The 17164-nt window shown below is 67.6% G+C and carries 13 protein-coding genes; 10 read left to right on the top strand and 3 right to left on the bottom strand.

From position 1 onward, the window contains the following. Positions 1 to 20: 20 nt before the first annotated feature. Positions 21 to 1463 (top strand): hypothetical protein, encoded by a 1443-nt coding sequence (locus QHF84_RS03350; protein ID WP_281311692.1) that lies wholly within the window; start codon positions 21 to 23, stop codon positions 1461 to 1463. Beyond that, positions 1460 to 2266 (top strand): hypothetical protein, encoded by an 807-nt coding sequence (locus tag QHF84_RS03355; protein WP_281311693.1) that lies wholly within the window; start codon positions 1460 to 1462, stop codon positions 2264 to 2266. Before QHF84_RS03350 ends, QHF84_RS03355 begins: the two co-directional genes overlap by 4 nt. A gap of 9 nt (positions 2267 to 2275) precedes the next feature. Here QHF84_RS03355 and phaZ read toward each other — a convergent pair whose 3' ends face one another. Together phaZ and QHF84_RS03365 are read right to left on the bottom strand one after the other, a co-directional pair. Continuing rightward, positions 2276 to 3523, bottom strand: a complete 1248-nt coding sequence (phaZ, locus tag QHF84_RS03360) for a polyhydroxyalkanoate depolymerase (protein WP_348652837.1) — start codon at positions 3521 to 3523, stop codon at positions 2276 to 2278. Between the two features lie 175 nt (positions 3524 to 3698). After that, positions 3699 to 4574 carry a hypothetical protein gene (locus tag QHF84_RS03365; protein WP_281311695.1) on the bottom strand — a complete coding sequence of 292 codons (876 nt, stop codon included), beginning with the start codon at positions 4572 to 4574 and terminating at the stop codon, positions 3699 to 3701. Between the two features lie 138 nt (positions 4575 to 4712). Between QHF84_RS03365 and QHF84_RS03370 the strand changes: the two genes are divergently transcribed. From QHF84_RS03370 to QHF84_RS03390, 5 genes are all read left to right on the top strand, one after another. Further along, complete coding sequence (locus tag QHF84_RS03370; protein WP_281311696.1) at positions 4713 to 5246, top strand: hypothetical protein; 534 nt, start codon at positions 4713 to 4715, stop codon at positions 5244 to 5246. A gap of 100 nt (positions 5247 to 5346) precedes the next feature. Beyond that, positions 5347 to 5730: a hypothetical protein gene (locus QHF84_RS03375; RefSeq protein ID WP_281311697.1), complete on the top strand. Its 384-nt coding sequence runs from the start codon at positions 5347 to 5349 to the stop codon at positions 5728 to 5730. Between the two features lie 12 nt (positions 5731 to 5742). Further along, a complete protein-coding gene (locus QHF84_RS03380; protein ID WP_281311698.1) occupies positions 5743 to 6411 on the top strand; it encodes a glutathione S-transferase N-terminal domain-containing protein in 669 nt (222 codons plus the stop codon). A gap of 216 nt (positions 6412 to 6627) precedes the next feature. Next, positions 6628 to 9444: a beta-propeller fold lactonase family protein gene (locus tag QHF84_RS03385; RefSeq protein WP_281311699.1), complete on the top strand. Its 2817-nt coding sequence runs from the start codon at positions 6628 to 6630 to the stop codon at positions 9442 to 9444. 52 nt (positions 9445 to 9496) lie between these two features. Then, positions 9497 to 11173, top strand: a complete 1677-nt coding sequence (locus QHF84_RS03390; protein WP_281311700.1) for an amidohydrolase family protein — start codon at positions 9497 to 9499, stop codon at positions 11171 to 11173. A 278-nt stretch (positions 11174 to 11451) separates the two neighbouring features. Here the strand turns inward: QHF84_RS03390 and QHF84_RS03395 are convergent, their stop codons facing one another. Next, positions 11452 to 12651 carry a hypothetical protein gene (locus QHF84_RS03395; RefSeq protein WP_281311701.1) on the bottom strand — a complete coding sequence of 400 codons (1200 nt, stop codon included), beginning with the start codon at positions 12649 to 12651 and terminating at the stop codon, positions 11452 to 11454. Positions 12652 to 13508: 857 nt separating this feature from the next. Between QHF84_RS03395 and QHF84_RS03400 the strand changes: the two genes are divergently transcribed. From QHF84_RS03400 to QHF84_RS03410, 3 genes are read left to right on the top strand one after another with little or no spacing between them, the layout of a single operon-like run. Next, a complete protein-coding gene (locus QHF84_RS03400; RefSeq protein WP_281311702.1) occupies positions 13509 to 15191 on the top strand; it encodes a hypothetical protein in 1683 nt (560 codons plus the stop codon). Positions 15192 to 15238: 47 nt separating this feature from the next. After that, complete coding sequence (locus QHF84_RS03405) at positions 15239 to 16147, top strand: SUMF1/EgtB/PvdO family nonheme iron enzyme (RefSeq protein WP_281311703.1); 909 nt, start codon at positions 15239 to 15241, stop codon at positions 16145 to 16147. A 32-nt stretch (positions 16148 to 16179) separates the two neighbouring features. Beyond that, positions 16180 to 17082, top strand: coding sequence for a metallophosphoesterase (locus QHF84_RS03410; RefSeq protein WP_281311704.1), 903 nt, complete (start codon positions 16180 to 16182; stop codon positions 17080 to 17082). Positions 17083 to 17164 lie beyond the last annotated feature (82 nt).

The raw sequence follows: 17164 nt of genomic DNA on the forward strand, positions 1-17164 counted from the left end.
CCGCCGGGTTCACCATGCCCATGCCCAGGACTCCCCACTTCACGTCCGTGCTGCCGCTCGTGATGCTCGCGTGCCTCGCGGCCTGCAAGAAGGACGCGCCCGCGCCGCCCCAGCAAGAGCCGTCGAAGGCCCCGGCGACGGCCGCTCCGAGCGCGTCCTCCGTGGCGCCCACGGGGCCGAAGGGCGTGCCCACGCTCGTCCTCGAAGAGTTCGCGCCCGCGGGCAGCAAGCCGGAGGCCGTGTTCGCCGTGGAGGGCGCCGTCGTCGTGACGCAGAAGCAGCGCGTCGGGCGGATCGTGGGCGAATCCATCGAATGGCTGAAGGAGACCATCCCGCCCGAAATCGCCACATCCGGGGCGACCGTCATCGATTCCGTGCAAGGCGTCTGGCCCGACGCGCTCGACGTACTTTACAGCAGCGAGAGCATGCGGGCGCCGGTGCCCTCGTACATGCCGCTGACCGGAAAGGGAACGAGCAAATCGTTCGCCTGGGGCGGTGGCCCCGCCGCAATCAACGGCCTCGCCCGGATCGGGGAATCGGTCCTGCTCCTCGGATGGTCGTACGCGTACGGGGATGGCATCTTCTTCTCGACCGTTCGCGGGCCCAAGCTCGAGCGAAAGCAGCAGACGCCCGCGGAGGCGGGGTGCAAGCCGGAGGAGGTGCAGAACGAATTCATGCCGGTCCGGCCCGCGATCTGGGCGGACACGCTCGCCGCCTCGAAATCGGGCGTGCTCGTGGCCGTGGGCCAGTTGTGCCATTCGCGGGGCCCGACGCTCGAGGTCTGGGAGGAGAACGCGACGAAATCGCGATTCATCGACGTGAAGCCCCTGGTGAAGGATCTCGGCTACTGGCCGAAGCTCCTCGGCGGCAAGGACGAGGTCTGGCTTTATTCGGGGAAAAACAATCCCATTCTGGAGCTCAAGGGCGGCGCGCTCACGGCGCTGCCCCGGACCGAGGCGCCGCCGACGCTCGCATTCGTCTCGACGAGCGGGGTTTTGCACGTGGTCGCGGGGCCCTCGCTCGAGCGATGGGAGGACGGCAAATGGGTGGAGATCGCGAGGCTCTCCTGGCCGACGCTGTTTCGCACGATGGTCGTCGACGGCGAGGCGATGTGGGCGTCCGCCGAGGGCAAGGTGTATAAGCTCCGCGAGGGGAAAGGCTGGTCCTTCGGGGACGATTGCAAGACGCCGGTTGTGTATCTCTACGACGTGAGCCCGGGGAACGCGAACAACTTCACGTTCCCCGGGACCCGCAAGGCCCTCGCCACGTTCCCCGGCGTCGCCGACATTCGATTGGTGGAGATCCGCGAGGGCGGGCGGCGGCTCGGCGTCGAGGTGAAGAGCCAGGAGCAGGGCGAGGCCCTCATCACGCACGTACGGGCGACCATGAAGGACGAGAATCCAATTCTGATCTGCCACGCGCCGAACAAGCCACGCGTCATCGAGATCAACGACGGGAAATGAGGCCCATGCTTCCGCTCGAGCAACATCCGACCGGCTTTCACGCGACCCCCGTCGCGCCCTCCGAGAAGATGCCCAATGCCGTCGCGGGCAAGAGCGCGTATGTCGTCGATGTCGAGGATTACGAGCTCCATCGCACCATGCTGTATGCGCTGGGCGCCAAGAGCGTCGCCAACAAGCTGATGGCGACCGCGGACCTCATCATCCATGGCGGGACCGAAGCCCCGCAAAAGGCACGCGCCAAGTATCCCGCTGCAAAGATCATCCGAGCGCAGACGATCCTGCCCCTGTTTCACCAGGAGATCCGGTCCTTCGCGGAGCTCGTTCGGGCGCTCCAGAGCCACGGGTTCAGGGTGCGCAACCCGAGCGACGAAGGGGATCCGCGCTTCGATTTTTTCGAGGTGCCGCTCGTCGACGGGTCGCTGCACGCGACGCTTTTGCACTGGCTCGGGACCTCGGAGTTCGTCCGCGAGTTCACGCACAATCCGCATTTCCCCGTCGACGTGCGCGAGGAAGGATACATCGATTTCCCGATGCCGGACAGCCGCGGGATCACCTGGTATTACTTCTGGAAAAGCGACGCCTGGGGCCGTGTCTACGCCCAGCGCGGCGAGGGTGATTACCCGCTCGAGATCAAGGGCAGCCAGCTCCTGCGTGTCGAGCCCTTGCTCTGGACGCAAAGCACGGGGCTGTACTTCCACGAGTATCCCCGGATCGACAGCATCGACGGCCTGTTCATCCAGGCAGGCGTCGACGCGCGCACCGGCATGGTGAACGGCGCGGCGGTGTCCCGGGTGTGGACGTAGCCTGGTTTCTCAGCCGCCGTGGGCGCGGATGAAATCGCGCACCTTCGGGTAGATGCCGTCACGCCATTTGCGGCCGGAGAAGATGCCGTAATGGCCGGCGCCCTCCGCCACGTAATGCTTCTTCTTCTCGGCCGGGACGCCCGTGCAGAGCGCGTGCGCCGCCTCCGTCTGTCCGAGGCCGGAGATGTCGTCCTTTTCGCCTTCGATCGTGAAGAGCGCGGTCTTCTCGATCGCCGCCGGATTCACGCGCGCGCCGCGCACGTACCAGGTCCCCCGGGCGAGGGCGAACTCCTGGAACACGAGCCGCACGGTCTCGAGGTAATAAGCGGCGTCCATGTCGAGGACCGCGTTGTACTCGTCGTAGAACTTCTCGTGCATCTCGCGCGCGGCGGCGCCGGACTCGCCCTTGTGCGAGTCGATCCAGTAGCGGAAGCTCGCCTTCCAGTGGTTCTTCGGGTTCATCATCACGAACGCCGTGAGCTGGAGGAACCCGGGATAGACCCGCCGTCCCTTGCCCGCGTAAGGGCCGGGGACCTTGTGGATCATGTTCTTCTCGAACCACTCGATCGGGTGCTGCGTCGCGAGCAGGTTCACCTCGGTCGGGCTCTTGCGCGCGTCGATGGGCCCGCCCATGAGCGTGAGTGAGCGCGGCGTCTCCTCGCCCGCCTGCGCGAGGAGCGAGACCGCGCCGAGGACGGGGACCGTCGGCTGACAGACGGACACGACGTGCAAAGAGCCGGCCCCGAGCAAACGCAAGAAGCGCATGACGGTGTGCACGTAATCGTCGAGGTGGAAGATCCCCTTCGAGAGGGGCACGTCGCGCGCGTCGAGCCAGTCGGTGACGTAGACGTCGTGGTCCTGGAGCAGCGTGCGGATCGTGTCGCGGAGCAGCGTCGAATGGTGGCCGGAGAGGGGCGCGCAGACGAAGACCTTCGGCTCGGACGCGAGGCGGCGCGCGACCTCGGGATCCTCGGAGCGGCGCACGAAATGAACGAGCCTGCAGAATGGCTCGTCGACGACGACCTCCTCGGCGACCGAGACCTCGACGCCGCCGCTCTCGACCTCGTCGATGCCCCAGGGCTGCTTGGGGTAACGCTTGCCGAGGCGGTGAAACAGGGCCTGGCTCGCGCCGAACGTGCGTACGTGGGGCAACTTCGACAGCGGGTTCCTCGGGTGCCGGAGCATCTCGGCCGAGGCGCCGGCGATGTGCGCGAGCGGCTCGAGCAGCGTCCGCTGCAGCTCGTAGAGGTGGTACATCTTCGGCGGCCTGAGGTACTGCGCGGCAGTGGAGAGGAACGGAGGGCGCACGTTTTGTTGCACCGCAACATAACTCGCACGTTCCTGAAGATCAAGGACTTTCAGGTCTTCGGGTGCGGGTGTGGTGCGGCTCCGCGGGGCACGCCGACGAGGGCGCTTGCCGGCCGGCGCGCCTTCACTTGCAGATCCGGACCACGCGGGCCTGCATGTCCCAGGTGTGCTGCTGCTGAAAGTTATCCGTGTGGATCACCTGGGCTGCGATATCGAAATCGACCACGCCGTCCGGCTGGATCTGGAAGGTGTTCACCTGGAGGTTCTGGATCGAGACCTCCTTGTTGACCGCCGCGAGCGATTTGACTTCGCCGTTTCCGAGCAGGGCGAAGCGGATCACCTCGAACCCCTGCTGCCAGACGACGTCGGCCCACGGCGCGCCGTACGTGGCCGTCTCGGCATAACAGCCGTATACCGTCCAGCCGCCGCTGCACTTGCAGCCCTTGCAATCCTCGCTGACCTGGCCGTCGACCGTGCGATGCGCGAAACGCTGGCCCACGGGGCCGCACGAGACGCACACGGACTCGGTCCCGCTGTCCGCCTTGCATTCCTCGGAATAATCACACGTCTGGGTCGCGACGAACTCCCACCCGGTGCTCGATTGGAAGCAATTGTAGCCGGCAATCTGGCGAAACGATTGCTTGTCGAGCTCGGTATCCGTCTTGTAGGTGCACGTCGCCATTTGCTGCTCGCAGCCGCCGGCGCCCCCGCTGCCGCCGGCGCCCCCGCTGCCGCCGGCCCCCCCGCTGCCGCCGACACCCCCGCTGCCTCCCTCGCCGGCGCTGCCGCCGGTCCCTGGACCGCTCCCCCCGCCGCCCGTTCCCGGGCCGCTGCTGCTCACGCTGCCGCCCATTCCACCCGCGCCGCCTGGACCTGCGCCGCCCGTTCCGCCGCCGGAGCCCGAGCCCGACGGAGTGTCGGATCCGCAGGCAGCCGAGGACGCGGCGAGGAGCGTGGCGAGGAAAAGAAGAGGAAATGATGAATGTAGGGACGTCGTCATGTTCTCGATGAGGAATGCGAACACAGGCGCCGGCCGCGGACGCGGAGGAGTTGCGACGGAATCTTGCTCGGCTCGAAAGGCTGCCCGCGCCGCTCCCGGCCCCTTCCCGCCTTTGCTCTGCGGCGCCATGATGTCCTCGTGATTCGTATCGCCCCGCCTCCCCTCTTGCTCGCCCTCGCCCTTGGCACCGTCGGCTGCGCTTATCGTGTCCCGCCCACGCACGTCCCCCCGCCCCTCGCGTTCTCGGCGGCCGATCTCGACGTCGACGAAATCATGATCGTCGATCACGACCCGACGAGCGTCGACACCGGGACGCCCGCCGATCTCTGGCAAGACACCGTCAATATCCTCGGCGATGCTGCGCGCGCTCGGCCCACGCCGTCGGGTCGGGCGCGCGTGCGCGTGCGTATCGATCTGGAGCGCAGGTCGTCCGTCTACGACGCCATGCGAAAGGATGGCATCGCTTTCGTGTCGCTCTTCTTCGCGCCCCTCGGTCTGGTCATCGATAACGAAAAACTTTCGGTCGACGTGACGGTCGAGCAGGGCGGGCGCACCTACGAGGGCCACGGCTCGGCCGAGAAGCTCGGCAGCATGTATGCCCCTGCGCGCCGACGCGCCCTCGCCGTGGCCCTCGATCGCGCCCTCGCCGACGCGTCGACGAAGAGCCCGTGACCCAAGCGTCTACCGTCCCCTTCCCCTCTCTATCCAAAGCACGAAGATCCGTGTAGAGTCCCCTACAGGGGAGTGAGCGGACCGGGCCTCGGGGGAAAACATGAGCATTGTCGTCTTTCTGGTCTTCGTGTTTGGCGTGTACACGTTCATCACGCGCCTGCGACGCAAGGAGCTCCCCGAGGAGACGCGGCAGTTCGGGGCGAAGCTCGGGCGCACGGCGCACGGGGCGATCCCGCTGCCGGGATTCATGGGCCAGGCGCCCGCCGATTACATGCCCGCCGAGCCCTGGCGCGAGACGGTCGGGCCGCCCGACGATCACACGCTCGTGCTCGACGCGACGGGGCGACCCGTGACGAACGAGCCCACGATCGACCCGGGCGATCTCGGCCCGTACCGGGATCCGACGGTGGCGCTGGTCTCGACCGCAGAACCGAGGCCCAAGCGCCGAAAGAAGAAGACGAAACGACCGACGGCGGAGGCGTGATACGGAGAGCCGATGACCATCCTCCTTTACGACCTCGTCGCCGAGGGCGACAGGCGCCCGAGCCCGTTCTGCTTTCGGACGAAGCTCGCCCTCGCGCAGAAGCGCCTCGCATTCGAGACCGCGCCCGTGGCGATGACCGACATCGAGGCCCTCGAAGGCGGCGCCTTCAAGACCGTGCCGATCCTGAAGGACGGGGCGCACGTCGTGGGCGATTCGTGGGCCATCGCCGATTACCTCGACGAGGCGTATCCCGAGCGTCCGCGGCTCTTCCATTCGCCGGAGGAGCGTGGCCTCTGCCGCTTCTTCGAGGCCTGGTTGTTCTCCGGCGTGCTCCAGCAGGTCCTGCGATTCTACGTGAGGGACATTCACGACCGTCTCCTCGAAAAAGACCGCGCCTATTTCCGTCGAAGCCGTGAGTCGAGGCTCGGATGTACGCTGGAGGAGGCGGCGGCCGGGCGCGAGGCGCGGCTCGACGCGATGCGCGCGAGCTTCGATCCGGCGCGGCTCACGCTCACGCACCAGGGACAGCCGTTCCTTTCGGGTCAAAACCCGGGCTACGCCGATTGCATCCTGGCCGGCGTCCTCCTCTGGATCGAGGCGATCGACACGGTGCCGCTGCTCGTGCAGGGCGACCCGCTGGTCGTGTACCTCGAACGCGTCCGCGCTTCGCTGACGCGTTGAAGCCTGGGCAATCGCGTTACCACCAGGCATCTCCCGACACGGGGCCAGGCTCGTCCCGAGCCCGCGTCAGAATTTTGCCTGCAAGCACGAAGACGGAGTTCCGGTACATCTGGAGCTTTACAAATCTGGAAAGCCCGGATAAGCTTCGCAAAGTTTCCTTTTTGGCGCTCATCGCCTCCTGGCGCTGAGCAGCTCCTATTCGTGCACGGAGGTCCCATGACGTTCACGCGCCCCCAGGCGGCGAAACGCCCATTTCGCCGTCCGCTCCTCTCCATTCTCGCCGTGGCACCGCTCCTCGCAGGGCTCTCGGTGAGCGCGGAGGCGTCCGCCGATAGCTCCTATACCCTCTTCGAAAGCGGTCAGGTCCGGCCCGTCGCGCTCTCGCCGAACAAGCAATTCCTGTTCGCCGTCAATACGCCCGACAATCGCCTCGAAATCTTCCACGTGGAAGCGAACGGCGGCCTCTCGCACCGCGGCTCGGTGCCGGTGGGGCTCGAGCCGGTCGCGGTCGCCGCTCGCTCGAACGACGAGATCTGGGTGGTCAATCATCTTTCCGACAGCGTCAGCGTCGTGAAGATCGGCCCGCTCGGGTACCAGGGCAACGTGGTGCGCACGCTGCTCGTCGGCGACGAGCCGCGCGACATCGTATTCGGCGGTCCCGGCAAGAACCGCGCGTTCATCACGACGGCCCATCGCGGCCAGAACGTGCCCTACGACCCCGAGCTCACGACGCCCGGCGTGGGCCGCGCCGATGTGTGGGTGTTCGACGCCGGAAACCTCGGCTCGACGCTCGGCGGCACGCCCCAGACGATCCTCACGCTCTTCAGCGATACGCCCCGCGCGCTCGCGGTGACGCCCGACGGCTCGCGCGTTTATGCGGCGGCCTTCCACTCGGGCAACCGCACGACGGCCCTGAGCGAGCTGCAAGTCCCCGACGGCGGCGAGGCGGCCGGCGGCGTGCCTGGGCCGAACACGAATTTCCAGGGCGTACCCGCGCCCGAGGTCGGCATCATCGTCAAGTTCGACGGCACACACTGGAAGGACGTCGTCGGCCGCTCCTGGGACAGCGCCGTCCGCTTCTCCCTGCCGGACAAGGACGTGTTCGTGATCGACGCGAACGCGAACCCCCCGGCCCAGCTCTCCGGTTCGTCTGGTTATTACACGGGTGTCGGGACCATTCTCTACAACATGGCCGTGAACCCGGTCAGCGGGAAGGTCTACGTCAGCAACACCGAGGCGCGCAACGACCTGCGCTTCGAGGGCCCGGGCATTTACGCGGGCGAGACCTTGCGTGGCCACCTGCACGAGAGCCGGATCACGGTGCTCGGGGCGCACGGCGTCGCGCCGCGTCATTTGAACAAGCACATCGATTACAACGTGTACCCGGCCCCGGCCGCGGTGAACGACAAGACGCTGTCGCAGCCGCTCGGGATGGTCGTGTCGGGCGACGGGACGAAGCTCTACGTGGCGGCGTTCGCCTCCTCGAAAATCGGCGTCTACAACACGGCGGCGCTGGAGAACGACACGTTCGTGCCGAACGCCGCGAACCATATCCAGCTCTCCGGCGGCGGGCCCACGGGCATGGTGCTCGACGAGAGCTGTGGACGCATGTACGTGCTCACCCGCTTCGACAATTCGATCGCGATCGTGAACACCACGACGAACCAGGAAATCGGGCATGTCTCGATGCACAGCCCGGAGCCGGAGAGCGTGATCGAGGGGCGGCAATTCCTCTACGACGCGCGCCTGTCGTCGAGCAACGGCGAGGCCGCGTGCGGGAGCTGCCACGTCTTCGGCGATCTCGACAGCATGACCTGGGATCTCGGCAATCCCGACGGCCTGGTCCTGAACAACCCCGGCCCGTTCGTCTCGATCAAGCCCGAGCTCGTCCCCGTCTTCGGCACGGATGATCCGCTCTTCGGCCAGAACCCCGACTTCCACCCGCTGAAGGGGCCGATGGCGACGCAGAGCCTGCGCGGCATGGCGAACCACGGGCCAATGCACTGGCGCGGCGACAGGACGGGCGGCAACGACGAGGCCTCGTCGCAGCCGGACGACGGGTCCTTCGACGAGGAGGCGGCCTTCAAGAAGTTCAACGGGGCGTTCGTGGATCTGCTCGGCCGCAATGCGACGCTCTCGGCCGAGCAGATGCAGAAGTTCACGGACTTCATCCTGCAGGTCATGTATCCGCCGAACCCGGTCCGGAACCTCGACAACTCGCTCACGCCCGCGCAACAAGCCGGCCGCGATTTCTTCTTCACCCAGAACGTCGCGTCCCAGGGCGCTTGCGAGGCGTGCCACCGCGTCGATCCCGATGCGAATCCCGGCGACGCCTTCCCCGGGTTCTTCGGGACCGCCGGCTTCGGCTCGTTCGACGCGACGACCCAGATCCTCAAGGTCCCGCACCTGCGCAACGCCTACCAGAAGGTCGGCATGTTCGGCGCCGGCTTCACGAGCGGCAATCGCCCGCCGGATCCGTTCCTCGGCGACCAGGTCCGCGGCTTCGGCCTCAATCACGACGGGACCGTGCCCGAGCTCTTCACGTTCGTGAGCGGCTTCGACGAGGTCCCGGCGAATCCGGCCGGCATCCCGAATACGCCCGCGGGCAACCAGGCGAAGCTCGACATGGTGCAATACCAGCTCGCCTTCGAATCGAACCTGGCGCCGATCGTGGGGCAACAGGTGACGCTCACGCAGAGCAACAGCGCCGTCGCGTCGCCCCGGATCGATTTGCTCGTCGCGCGCGCCGACGCCGGGGAGTGTGATCTCATCGCGAAGGGCCGGCTCTTGAACGAGATCGGGTTCGTCTACGTCGGCAGCGGGCAATTCCTCGTCGATCGCGCCTCGGTCTCGCCCGTCGCGAGGGGCCTGATGGAGACGGTCCTCACGGCTGGCGACAAGGCGCTCACGTATACCTGCACGCCGCCGGGCTCGGGCGTTCGCATGGGCATCGACCGCGACCTCGACGGCTTCCTCGACGGCGACGAGCAAGTCGCAGGCAGCGATCCCGCCGATCCCACGGACACGCCGTGAGCGCGTGTTGACAATCGCGCGGGGGCCTGGAAAAACCCTCCCGGCCCCCGCGATGCCGCGCCTGCGAAAGCGACTCCTCCCCGCCCTCCCGCTCCTCGCGCTGCTCGCGGCCTGTAGCCCCGCGCCGCCGCCCCCGTCCGCGCCGCCCCCCGAGGCGCCGCCCCCCGCGCCTCCGCCGCCGCACACGCTCCCGCTCGCGTCGCCGCCGCCCGAAGCGCTCCCGCCTGCGCCGCCGCCTGCTCCGCCGCCTCCGCCCTTCCGCTCCGACGAGGTTTTTCGACTCGCCGTCCGCGGGGGCCACGTGATCGACGGCTCGGGCGGCCCACGTCGCCGCGCCGATGTCCTCGTCCGCGGCGATCGCATCGCCTTCGTCGGCGACGTCGACCCTTCCGTACGCGCCGAGCGCACCCTCGACGCCACGGGCGCCGTCGTCACGCCCGGCTTCATCGACGCGCATTCCCACGGCAATCCGCTCGGCGACGTCGAGTACGCGCTCGCCATGGGCGTCACCACGCTCGTCGTCGGCCAGGACGGTCGCAGCCCGGCCACGCGCATCGGCCCCTGGCTCGCGAGCATCGACGCCGGAAGGCCCCGCGTCCACGTCGCCGCCCTCGTCGGGCACGGCACCGTCCGCGCCCTCGTCGGCGCGGCTCTCCATACGAAGCCGAGGCCCGCCGAGCTCCAGCGAATGCGGGATCTCGTCGCCCAGGCCCTTCACGACGGCGCCTTCGGCCTCAGCACCGGCCTCGAATACGACCCGGGGCGCGGCGCCTCGATGGACGAGCTCGTCGCCCTCGCCGAGCCCGTCGGCGCGCGCGGCGGCGTCGTGATGAGCCACGTCCGCAGCGAGGACGACGATCGCGTCGAATCCTCGCTCGACGAGCTCTTCGAGATGTGCCGCAGGGGCAAGGCCCGCGCGCACGTCGCGCACCTCAAGATCGTCCTCGGCCGCGGCACGGCCCGGGCCGAGCGCCTGCTCGCCCACATCGAAAAGGCCCGCGCCCTCGGCCTGCCCGTCACGGCCGACCTGTATCCGTACGCTGCGAGTTACACCTCGCTCGCCGTCCTTTTCCCCGACTTTGCGCGCCCGCCGTCCTCGTATGCCGACGCGCTGCGCAGCCGCCGCCCCGAGCTCGCCGCATTCCTGCGCGCCCGCGTGGAGAAACGCAACGGCCCGAAGGCGATGCTCTTCGGCACGGGCGCATTCGCGGGAAGGACGCTCGAAGAGGTCGCCGCGTCGCGTCGTGTCCCATTCGAGGACATCCTCATCGACGTCGGCCCGGATGGCGCCGAGGCCGCTTACTTCGTGATGGACGAGGCCGTCGTGGCGCGCCTCTTCGCCGATCCTTTCGTGATGGTCGGCACGGACGGCGGCGGCGGCGGCCGGCATCCGCGCGGATTTGGCGCGTTTGCGCGGGTGATCGAGGAGCTCGTCGAAAAGCAGCGCCTCGTTTCCCTGGAGGAAGCCGTGCGCAAGATGTCGGCTCTGCCCGCTCGCACGCTTGGGCTCGAAGGCGAGCGGGGCTGCGTGCGCGAGGGGTGCGGGGCGGATTTGCTCGTGTTTTCGCCGGCCGAGGTCCACGAGCGCGCGAGCTTCACCGCGCCGCATCGGCTGGCCGAGGGGATGCGTTTCGTCGTGGTCGGGGGCGTCGTCGAGCGTGAAGGTGGCAAGCCGACGGCGGGACGTGGAGGACGCGCGCTTCGATTTTCAGCGGTGGAGCGGCGGTAGCGGGAGCGGAAAGCGGAAAGCGAAATCTGCTTGTGTGCCGTTTCTGAGGATTGCGGCGGGCAGGGCCCCGTTGAGCACGGGGGCGACGTGGTATCAGTCCGTCACCACGAGGGTAGGCGCCTTAGCGCCACGTTCGCGGCTACGGGTGCTGCGCATGGCGACGGACCGCGCGGGTCCGCTCGACGCCCCGGCCGTCACCAGCGAGGGCGCTCTCGACGAAATCGGAACACGTGAACCCGCGGCGGCGGTATCATCGCGCATACGCTCGCCAGAAGACGTCAGGTAGAGGAGATGGGCTCGTCATCGTTATAGGGCGCATTCTCCACGCACAGCACTCCCTTGAAGCTGAGTGTCAGCGTCTCGTTGCGCCGGTAGTACTCGCCGTCCGGTTCGGTGCCCGCGAGCGGCTGGGTATACCAACGCGTGGCGGTGGTATTGACCGTGACGTCCACCGTGCCGCTCGTGGCGTACCACTGGATGATATACGTCGAATACGGCGGGACTTCATAATCAATGGTGGTGGCGAGCACGACTTCCTTCTCCAGGCTGTCTGTGCTGCTCTCGGAGTGCTCGTAGTTGTAGGTGAACCCGAATGTCAGATCCAACGCGTTGTTATCCGAGCCTACCTTGCTATGGGTATAGCCGGCTTCAACGGCGCCGCCGGAGCTGTGTGTGTCGGTGACCGTGACTTCGGCGGTCTCTATGACGCTCACCTTCACGCCGATCGCCGGTTTGATTGGCGTGCTCCCCGCGTTCGTGCCCTTCAGCTCGTAGACCACCTTGCGCGACTGGTTCGTCGGGACGTAATTTTCGACGATCACTTCCTTGATTTCTTCCTTCACTGGCCTGAGGCGGATGATCTTGAACGCACTGGCGCAGTCGTTGAACCCCACGTCATCCAGGCTCCTCACCTCCCCCGCGCCACGCGCGATGTTCGTGTAGCGCCTTCCGCCACCGTCGCTGTTCTCGTAGAGTTCCACGGTGAAGGTGTCGAGCATGCCCTGCCACTTGATCGAGCTGAGCTCGTCTTCGATATGCCAGCCGTCGATGTTGTGGACCGTATCGAGCTCCCACTCCGACATGAAAAGTGTCGTGTAGTTGCCGGTGAATTCGGCGCCTTCATAGAGGCACACATACCCCATGTCGAGGTCGACGTTCCGCCACAGGAAGGCGGAGGCGCAGTCGTTCAGATCGCACGATTTCAGATTGACCGCGTGCTCCTGCCCGTCACCGATGAGGTCCAAGACCCTGCCAGCCCCTTTGAGGTTGGGCCAATCCAGCGTCGCGTGGTTGTCGAACAGCGTGACGACGCACCCCTTGGGGAGGTTGTAGCGCACGTAGGTGGCTTCATCCTTCGACTCTTGGAGGGCGTGGACATACCCCAATGTGTATTGGGTCAAGTCGATCTTTTCGAGTTCGATGTTTGTGTTGTCGTCTTTGTAGAGGATGATGGTGTTATTCGGTACCGGGGTTGCCACGGATTGCACTCCTTTGGTTGCTTACAGTCAGAGACGCCTGACCATGAGGTGGCATCCTGTGGGATCCAGGACATAGAAACCAGGATTTCCGCTCTCGCTGGAGCATCGCACGCTCCCCTCTCGGTGGTTGACCGTGTCCTTTCACACCATGAGTACCCGAAAATTGTTTTATAGCTCACCGTTATTCGTGTTGGACGCAATGTTCTTGACTGTATGCCAAACATGTGACTCCACATACCCCCACTCGAACGGGGTATGGGGTATGAAGATGCTCTGGTGTCGCCTTCCTCTGCGTCGGGCAGCCCCAGCGGCACACATGGGTGCCCGAAACCACCGACCGTCCCGCCAAACGCGTGCAGGGTCCGCAGGCGCGCCACTTTTGTTGTTACCTCGCCCGGAGCCCAGCATTGATCGGGACATGGGATCGGGGGGGCGATGACGGGGTTGTAAATCAAAACGCCAGCCTGATCTTCCCCCGCTCCCGCGGACGTGGCTCTCAGCCCTGCGTCCCCTCCGCCGCGGGTCGGGAGAAGAACAGAGGGCGGAAGAAGAACCGGGGGAACGTTCCCGGCAGCTTCCTCCCTCGATGCCAAGGTCGAGGGATCGCCCCGGGGAGCTTCCTCCTCCAGGGACCTGGAAGCTCGGCGTGCGGCAGGGACTTGCTACGACGACATGCTCGTCGACGAGAAATGGGCCGGCGCGCTCGCGGGCTCCCTGGCGCACACCACCCGCCCCAGTCACCATTTCGACCCGCCTGCACGCGCGCAGTGGCAGCGCAAGACGGTTTATTGCTTTCCTTCGGATCCTCATTGTTTGCCATTTCGTCGGCGCTCGTATTCGTACTATTCTGAACCATCATGAAACACTCCCGTCTTGCTGCCCTCTCGCTCCTCTTCGGCGTGTTCGCGGCGTACGGCTGCGGGAAGGAAGAATCGACGACCGAGACCACCCTGGGCGCCGGCGGCAGCGGCGGCGTGGGAGGCGCGAACGGCAGCGGCAGCGAAGTCGGCAGCAGCGGCGGGAGCAGCGGCGAGGGCGGGAGCGCCGGCGCGACGTCGTGCGAGCCGAACACGACGGAGGCTTGTTATGGCGGCCCCGAAGGCACGGAGGGCGTCGGGGTTTGCCAGGGCGGGACCCGCACGTGCAACGCCGCGGGCACGGCCTTCGGGCCCTGCGAGGGCGAGGTCCTGCCCTCGCAGGAGGACTGCGCGACTTCGGAGGACGAGGACTGCGACGGCGCGACGCCTGCGTGCGGGAGCGACAACCTCTGGAGCCGCAGGTTCGGCGCGGCCGAGGGCCTCGCGCTCATCGCCGGCGCCGGCGGCCACCCGATCCTCGTGGGTCGTTTTCCCGGCACCTTGAGCTTCGGTGGCAACACGTTCACGAGCTCGGGCGGCTACGACGCGTTCGTCGCCAAGCTCGACGGCGCCTCGGGCGAGCAGCTCTGGAGCCGCAGGCTCGGCGGCGCCGAGGATCAGGCCGCGTGGAGCGTCACCGAGGACGCGCAAGGCAACGTCATCGTCGTCGGCGAGTTCCTCGGGCAAATGAGCGTCGGCGGCGGCAACTCGCTCCAGAGCGAGGGCGGCTACGACGTCTTCGTCGCGAAGTACGATGGTACCGACGGTGACCACATCTGGAGCCGGCGCTTCGGCAACAGCGAGGACCAGAACGCGCGCGGCGTCGCCGTCACGAAGACGGGCGAGATCCTCGTGATCGGGAGCTTCTCCGGCGGCGTCGATTTCGGCACGGGTCTGCTCGAGAGCGCCGGCAGCTTCGATCTCTTCGTGCTCACGCTCGACAATAGCGGTAACCCCGTGCGCGCCCAGCGCTTCGGCGACGGCGAGGACCAAAACGGACGCGCGATCGCGGTCGACGCGGGCGGCAACGCCGTGATCACCGGCGACTTCCGCGGCAAGGTGGACTTCGGCGGGACCACGCTCACGAGCGCGGGCGGCTTCGACCTGTTCGTCGCGCGCCTCGATCCGAACGGCGGCGTCACCTACGCGAAGCGGTACGGCGACATGGATCCGCAGCGCGGCTACGCCGTGCGCATGAACGCCGCGGGCAACGCGGTCGTGAGCGGGATCGTGCGCGGCACCGTGGATTTCGGGGGCGGCGCGCTCACCGCGCAGAACCTCGACGTCTTCCTGCTCGAGCTGTCGCCGAGCGGCGGGCACGTGAAGAGCGTCATCATGGGCGGCTCGAAGGCCGACACCGCCGGCGGCGTGGCCATCGGCGCCGGCGGCCGCTTCGTCGTCGGAGGCGGATTCCTGAAGGACGCGAAATTCGGCGCAATCACGCTGAACGCGCAGGGAGGCGCGTCCTCGCCCGACGCGTTCCTCGCGCGGTACGACACGTCGGGGAACGTCCTCTCGGCCACGGGTTATGGCGACAAGGACGACCAGTCCATCACCGCGGTCGCGACCGACGCCGCCGGCCGTATCTTCCTCGCCGCTGTGGCCTCCGGCACGGTCGACTTCGGCCAGGGCCCGCTCATGGGCGGCGCCTCCGAGCTCGTCCTGGCGAAGCTCGCGCCGTAGCCGTCCTGCGACGACGAACGGCCGTTCCGGTGCTACGCCTCTCCTCGATGCGCCCCGCGACGGTCGCCGCCTTCGCGCTCCTCGTGCTCGCCCCTTCCGGCGGGGCCGCTCGTCCGCCGCCTCCCCCCGAGGCGCCCTCGGCCCCCACGCAGCAAGCGAACACGAAGGCCGGCATCGTCACCCTGCAGAGCCCCGCGCCCGAGGCGATCCTCCTGCGCGAAGGCACCTTCACGATGGGCTCGACCCCCTCCGAGGTCGCCCACGCGCAGACGCTCTGCGCCCTCGAGCCGATGGGCCGCGAGTGTCCCGAGCAGATCTTCGGCGACGAGTACCCGCCCCACGAGGTCTACCTCTCGGACGTCTGGATCGATCGCGCCGAGGTCACGGTCGCGCGCTACCGCCGCTGCGTGGCCGCGGGGCATTGCCTGGAGCCGCCGTATGCGTCGGGGGCCGCGCGTTTCGATCGGCCGGAGCTGCCGGTGGTGATGGTGAGCTACAGCGACGCCGTGGCCTTCTGCACCTGGGCGGGCGGCCGGCTGCCGACCGAGGCGGAGTGGGAGCGCGCGGCGCGGGGCGCGCGGGGCCGGCGTTACCCTTGGGGCAACCTCTGGAACGGCACGATCGTGAACCACGGCAAGATCTCCTGGGACGAGCTCGACCCCACCGACGGCTTCCTCGAGCTCGCCCCCGTGGGCTCGTTCCCGGACGGCCGGACCCCGGACGGGTTCGCCGACATGGCGGGAAATGTGGAAGAATGGGTTGCCGATTACTACGCACCCCGATACCAGGAGGGCAGCGTGATGAATCCGCGTGGCCCGTCCTCGGGGGAGGAGCGGGTGCTCCGGGGCGGCGGCTACGTGCACGGGCGGCCGTTCATGCGCGCGGCCTCGCGCCAGCATGATCTTCCCTCCATGCGCAGGCCCTGGCGTGGCTTCCGTTGCGCCCGAGATCCGTAGCGAAGCGCGCCCGGCGGGCTCATAGTGGGCGCGTGAAGATCGCCCACCTCTCGGATCTGCACCTGCTCTCGCTCGAAGGCGCGGTGCCGATGCGCCTCTTCAACAAGCGCATCACGGGCTACATGAACCTGCGCTTCCACCGCAAGTCGGTCCACAAGCCCTTCGCCGTCGAGGCGGCCGCCGCGGAGATCCGGAAGCTCGGCGTCGATCACGTGGTCATCACGGGCGACGTCACGAACCTCGCCCTCGAAGTCGAGTTCGAGCTCGTGAAGAAGCTCGTCGAGCAGGACCTCGGCCTCTCGCCCGACCAGGTCAGCATGGTCCCGGGCAACCACGACACCTACACCCGCGGCGCTTTCCACTCGAAGCGCTTCTTCCGTTACTTCGAGCCCTACCTGAAGACCGATCTCCCCGAGATCCCGGGCCCCTTCCCGTTCGTGCGCCTGCGCGGCCCGGTCGCGCTCATCGGCCTGTCCACGGCCGTGCCGAGGCCGCCGCTCGTCGCCGCCGGCGCGCTCCGCCCGAAGCAGCTCGAGGCTCTCTCCCGGGCGCTCTCCCACCCCGAGGTACGCTCGCGCACGCCGATCCTGCTCCAGCACCACCCCTGGCACAACCCGCCGCGGCTCGTGAAGACGCTGCTCGAAGGGCTCTACGACGCCCGGGAGCAAGCCGAGCTTCTGCGTGGGATCGAGCGGGGCCTCTTGCTGCACGGCCACCTGCACCGGCGGATCCACCGCACGTTGCCGACGGCACGGGGCCACATCGACGCGGTCGGCGCGACGAGCGCGTCGCTCCTGCACGACAGCGACGAGCGTATGGCGGGCTTCAACCTGTACGAGATCGACGACGGCTCCGGGGCAATCCGGGCGATCACTTCGTGCCGGCTCGATCCCGCGACGAAGACGTTCTCCGAAGTGTCGATTCCGAAGGGATGAACAGGCAGGGGGGCGTGGGGGGGACGCCAAAAACGAACCCGGCGCCTGCGGACGGTTCGGACGTCCGAGGCGCCGGGTGGAC

It is taken from the genome of Polyangium sp. y55x31, from assembly GCF_029946505.1.
Classification (GTDB): Bacteria; Myxococcota_A; Polyangia; order Polyangiales; family Polyangiaceae; genus Polyangium.

Coding starts and splice junctions, on each gene's coding strand:
- QHF84_RS03350 (WP_281311692.1), top strand. CDS start 21: ATGCCCAGGACTCCCCACTTCACGTCCGTGCTGCCGCTCGTGATGCTC.
- QHF84_RS03355 (WP_281311693.1), top strand. CDS start 1,460: ATGAGGCCCATGCTTCCGCTCGAGCAACATCCGACCGGCTTTCACGCG.
- phaZ (WP_348652837.1), bottom strand. CDS start 3,523: ATGTACCACCTCTACGAGCTGCAGCGGACGCTGCTCGAGCCGCTCGCG.
- QHF84_RS03365 (WP_281311695.1), bottom strand. CDS start 4,574: ATGACGACGTCCCTACATTCATCATTTCCTCTTCTTTTCCTCGCCACG.
- QHF84_RS03375 (WP_281311697.1), top strand. CDS start 5,347: ATGAGCATTGTCGTCTTTCTGGTCTTCGTGTTTGGCGTGTACACGTTC.
- QHF84_RS03380 (WP_281311698.1), top strand. CDS start 5,743: ATGACCATCCTCCTTTACGACCTCGTCGCCGAGGGCGACAGGCGCCCG.
- QHF84_RS03385 (WP_281311699.1), top strand. CDS start 6,628: ATGACGTTCACGCGCCCCCAGGCGGCGAAACGCCCATTTCGCCGTCCG.
- QHF84_RS03390 (WP_281311700.1), top strand. CDS start 9,497: ATGCCGCGCCTGCGAAAGCGACTCCTCCCCGCCCTCCCGCTCCTCGCG.
- QHF84_RS03400 (WP_281311702.1), top strand. CDS start 13,509: ATGAAACACTCCCGTCTTGCTGCCCTCTCGCTCCTCTTCGGCGTGTTC.
- QHF84_RS03405 (WP_281311703.1), top strand. CDS start 15,239: ATGCGCCCCGCGACGGTCGCCGCCTTCGCGCTCCTCGTGCTCGCCCCT.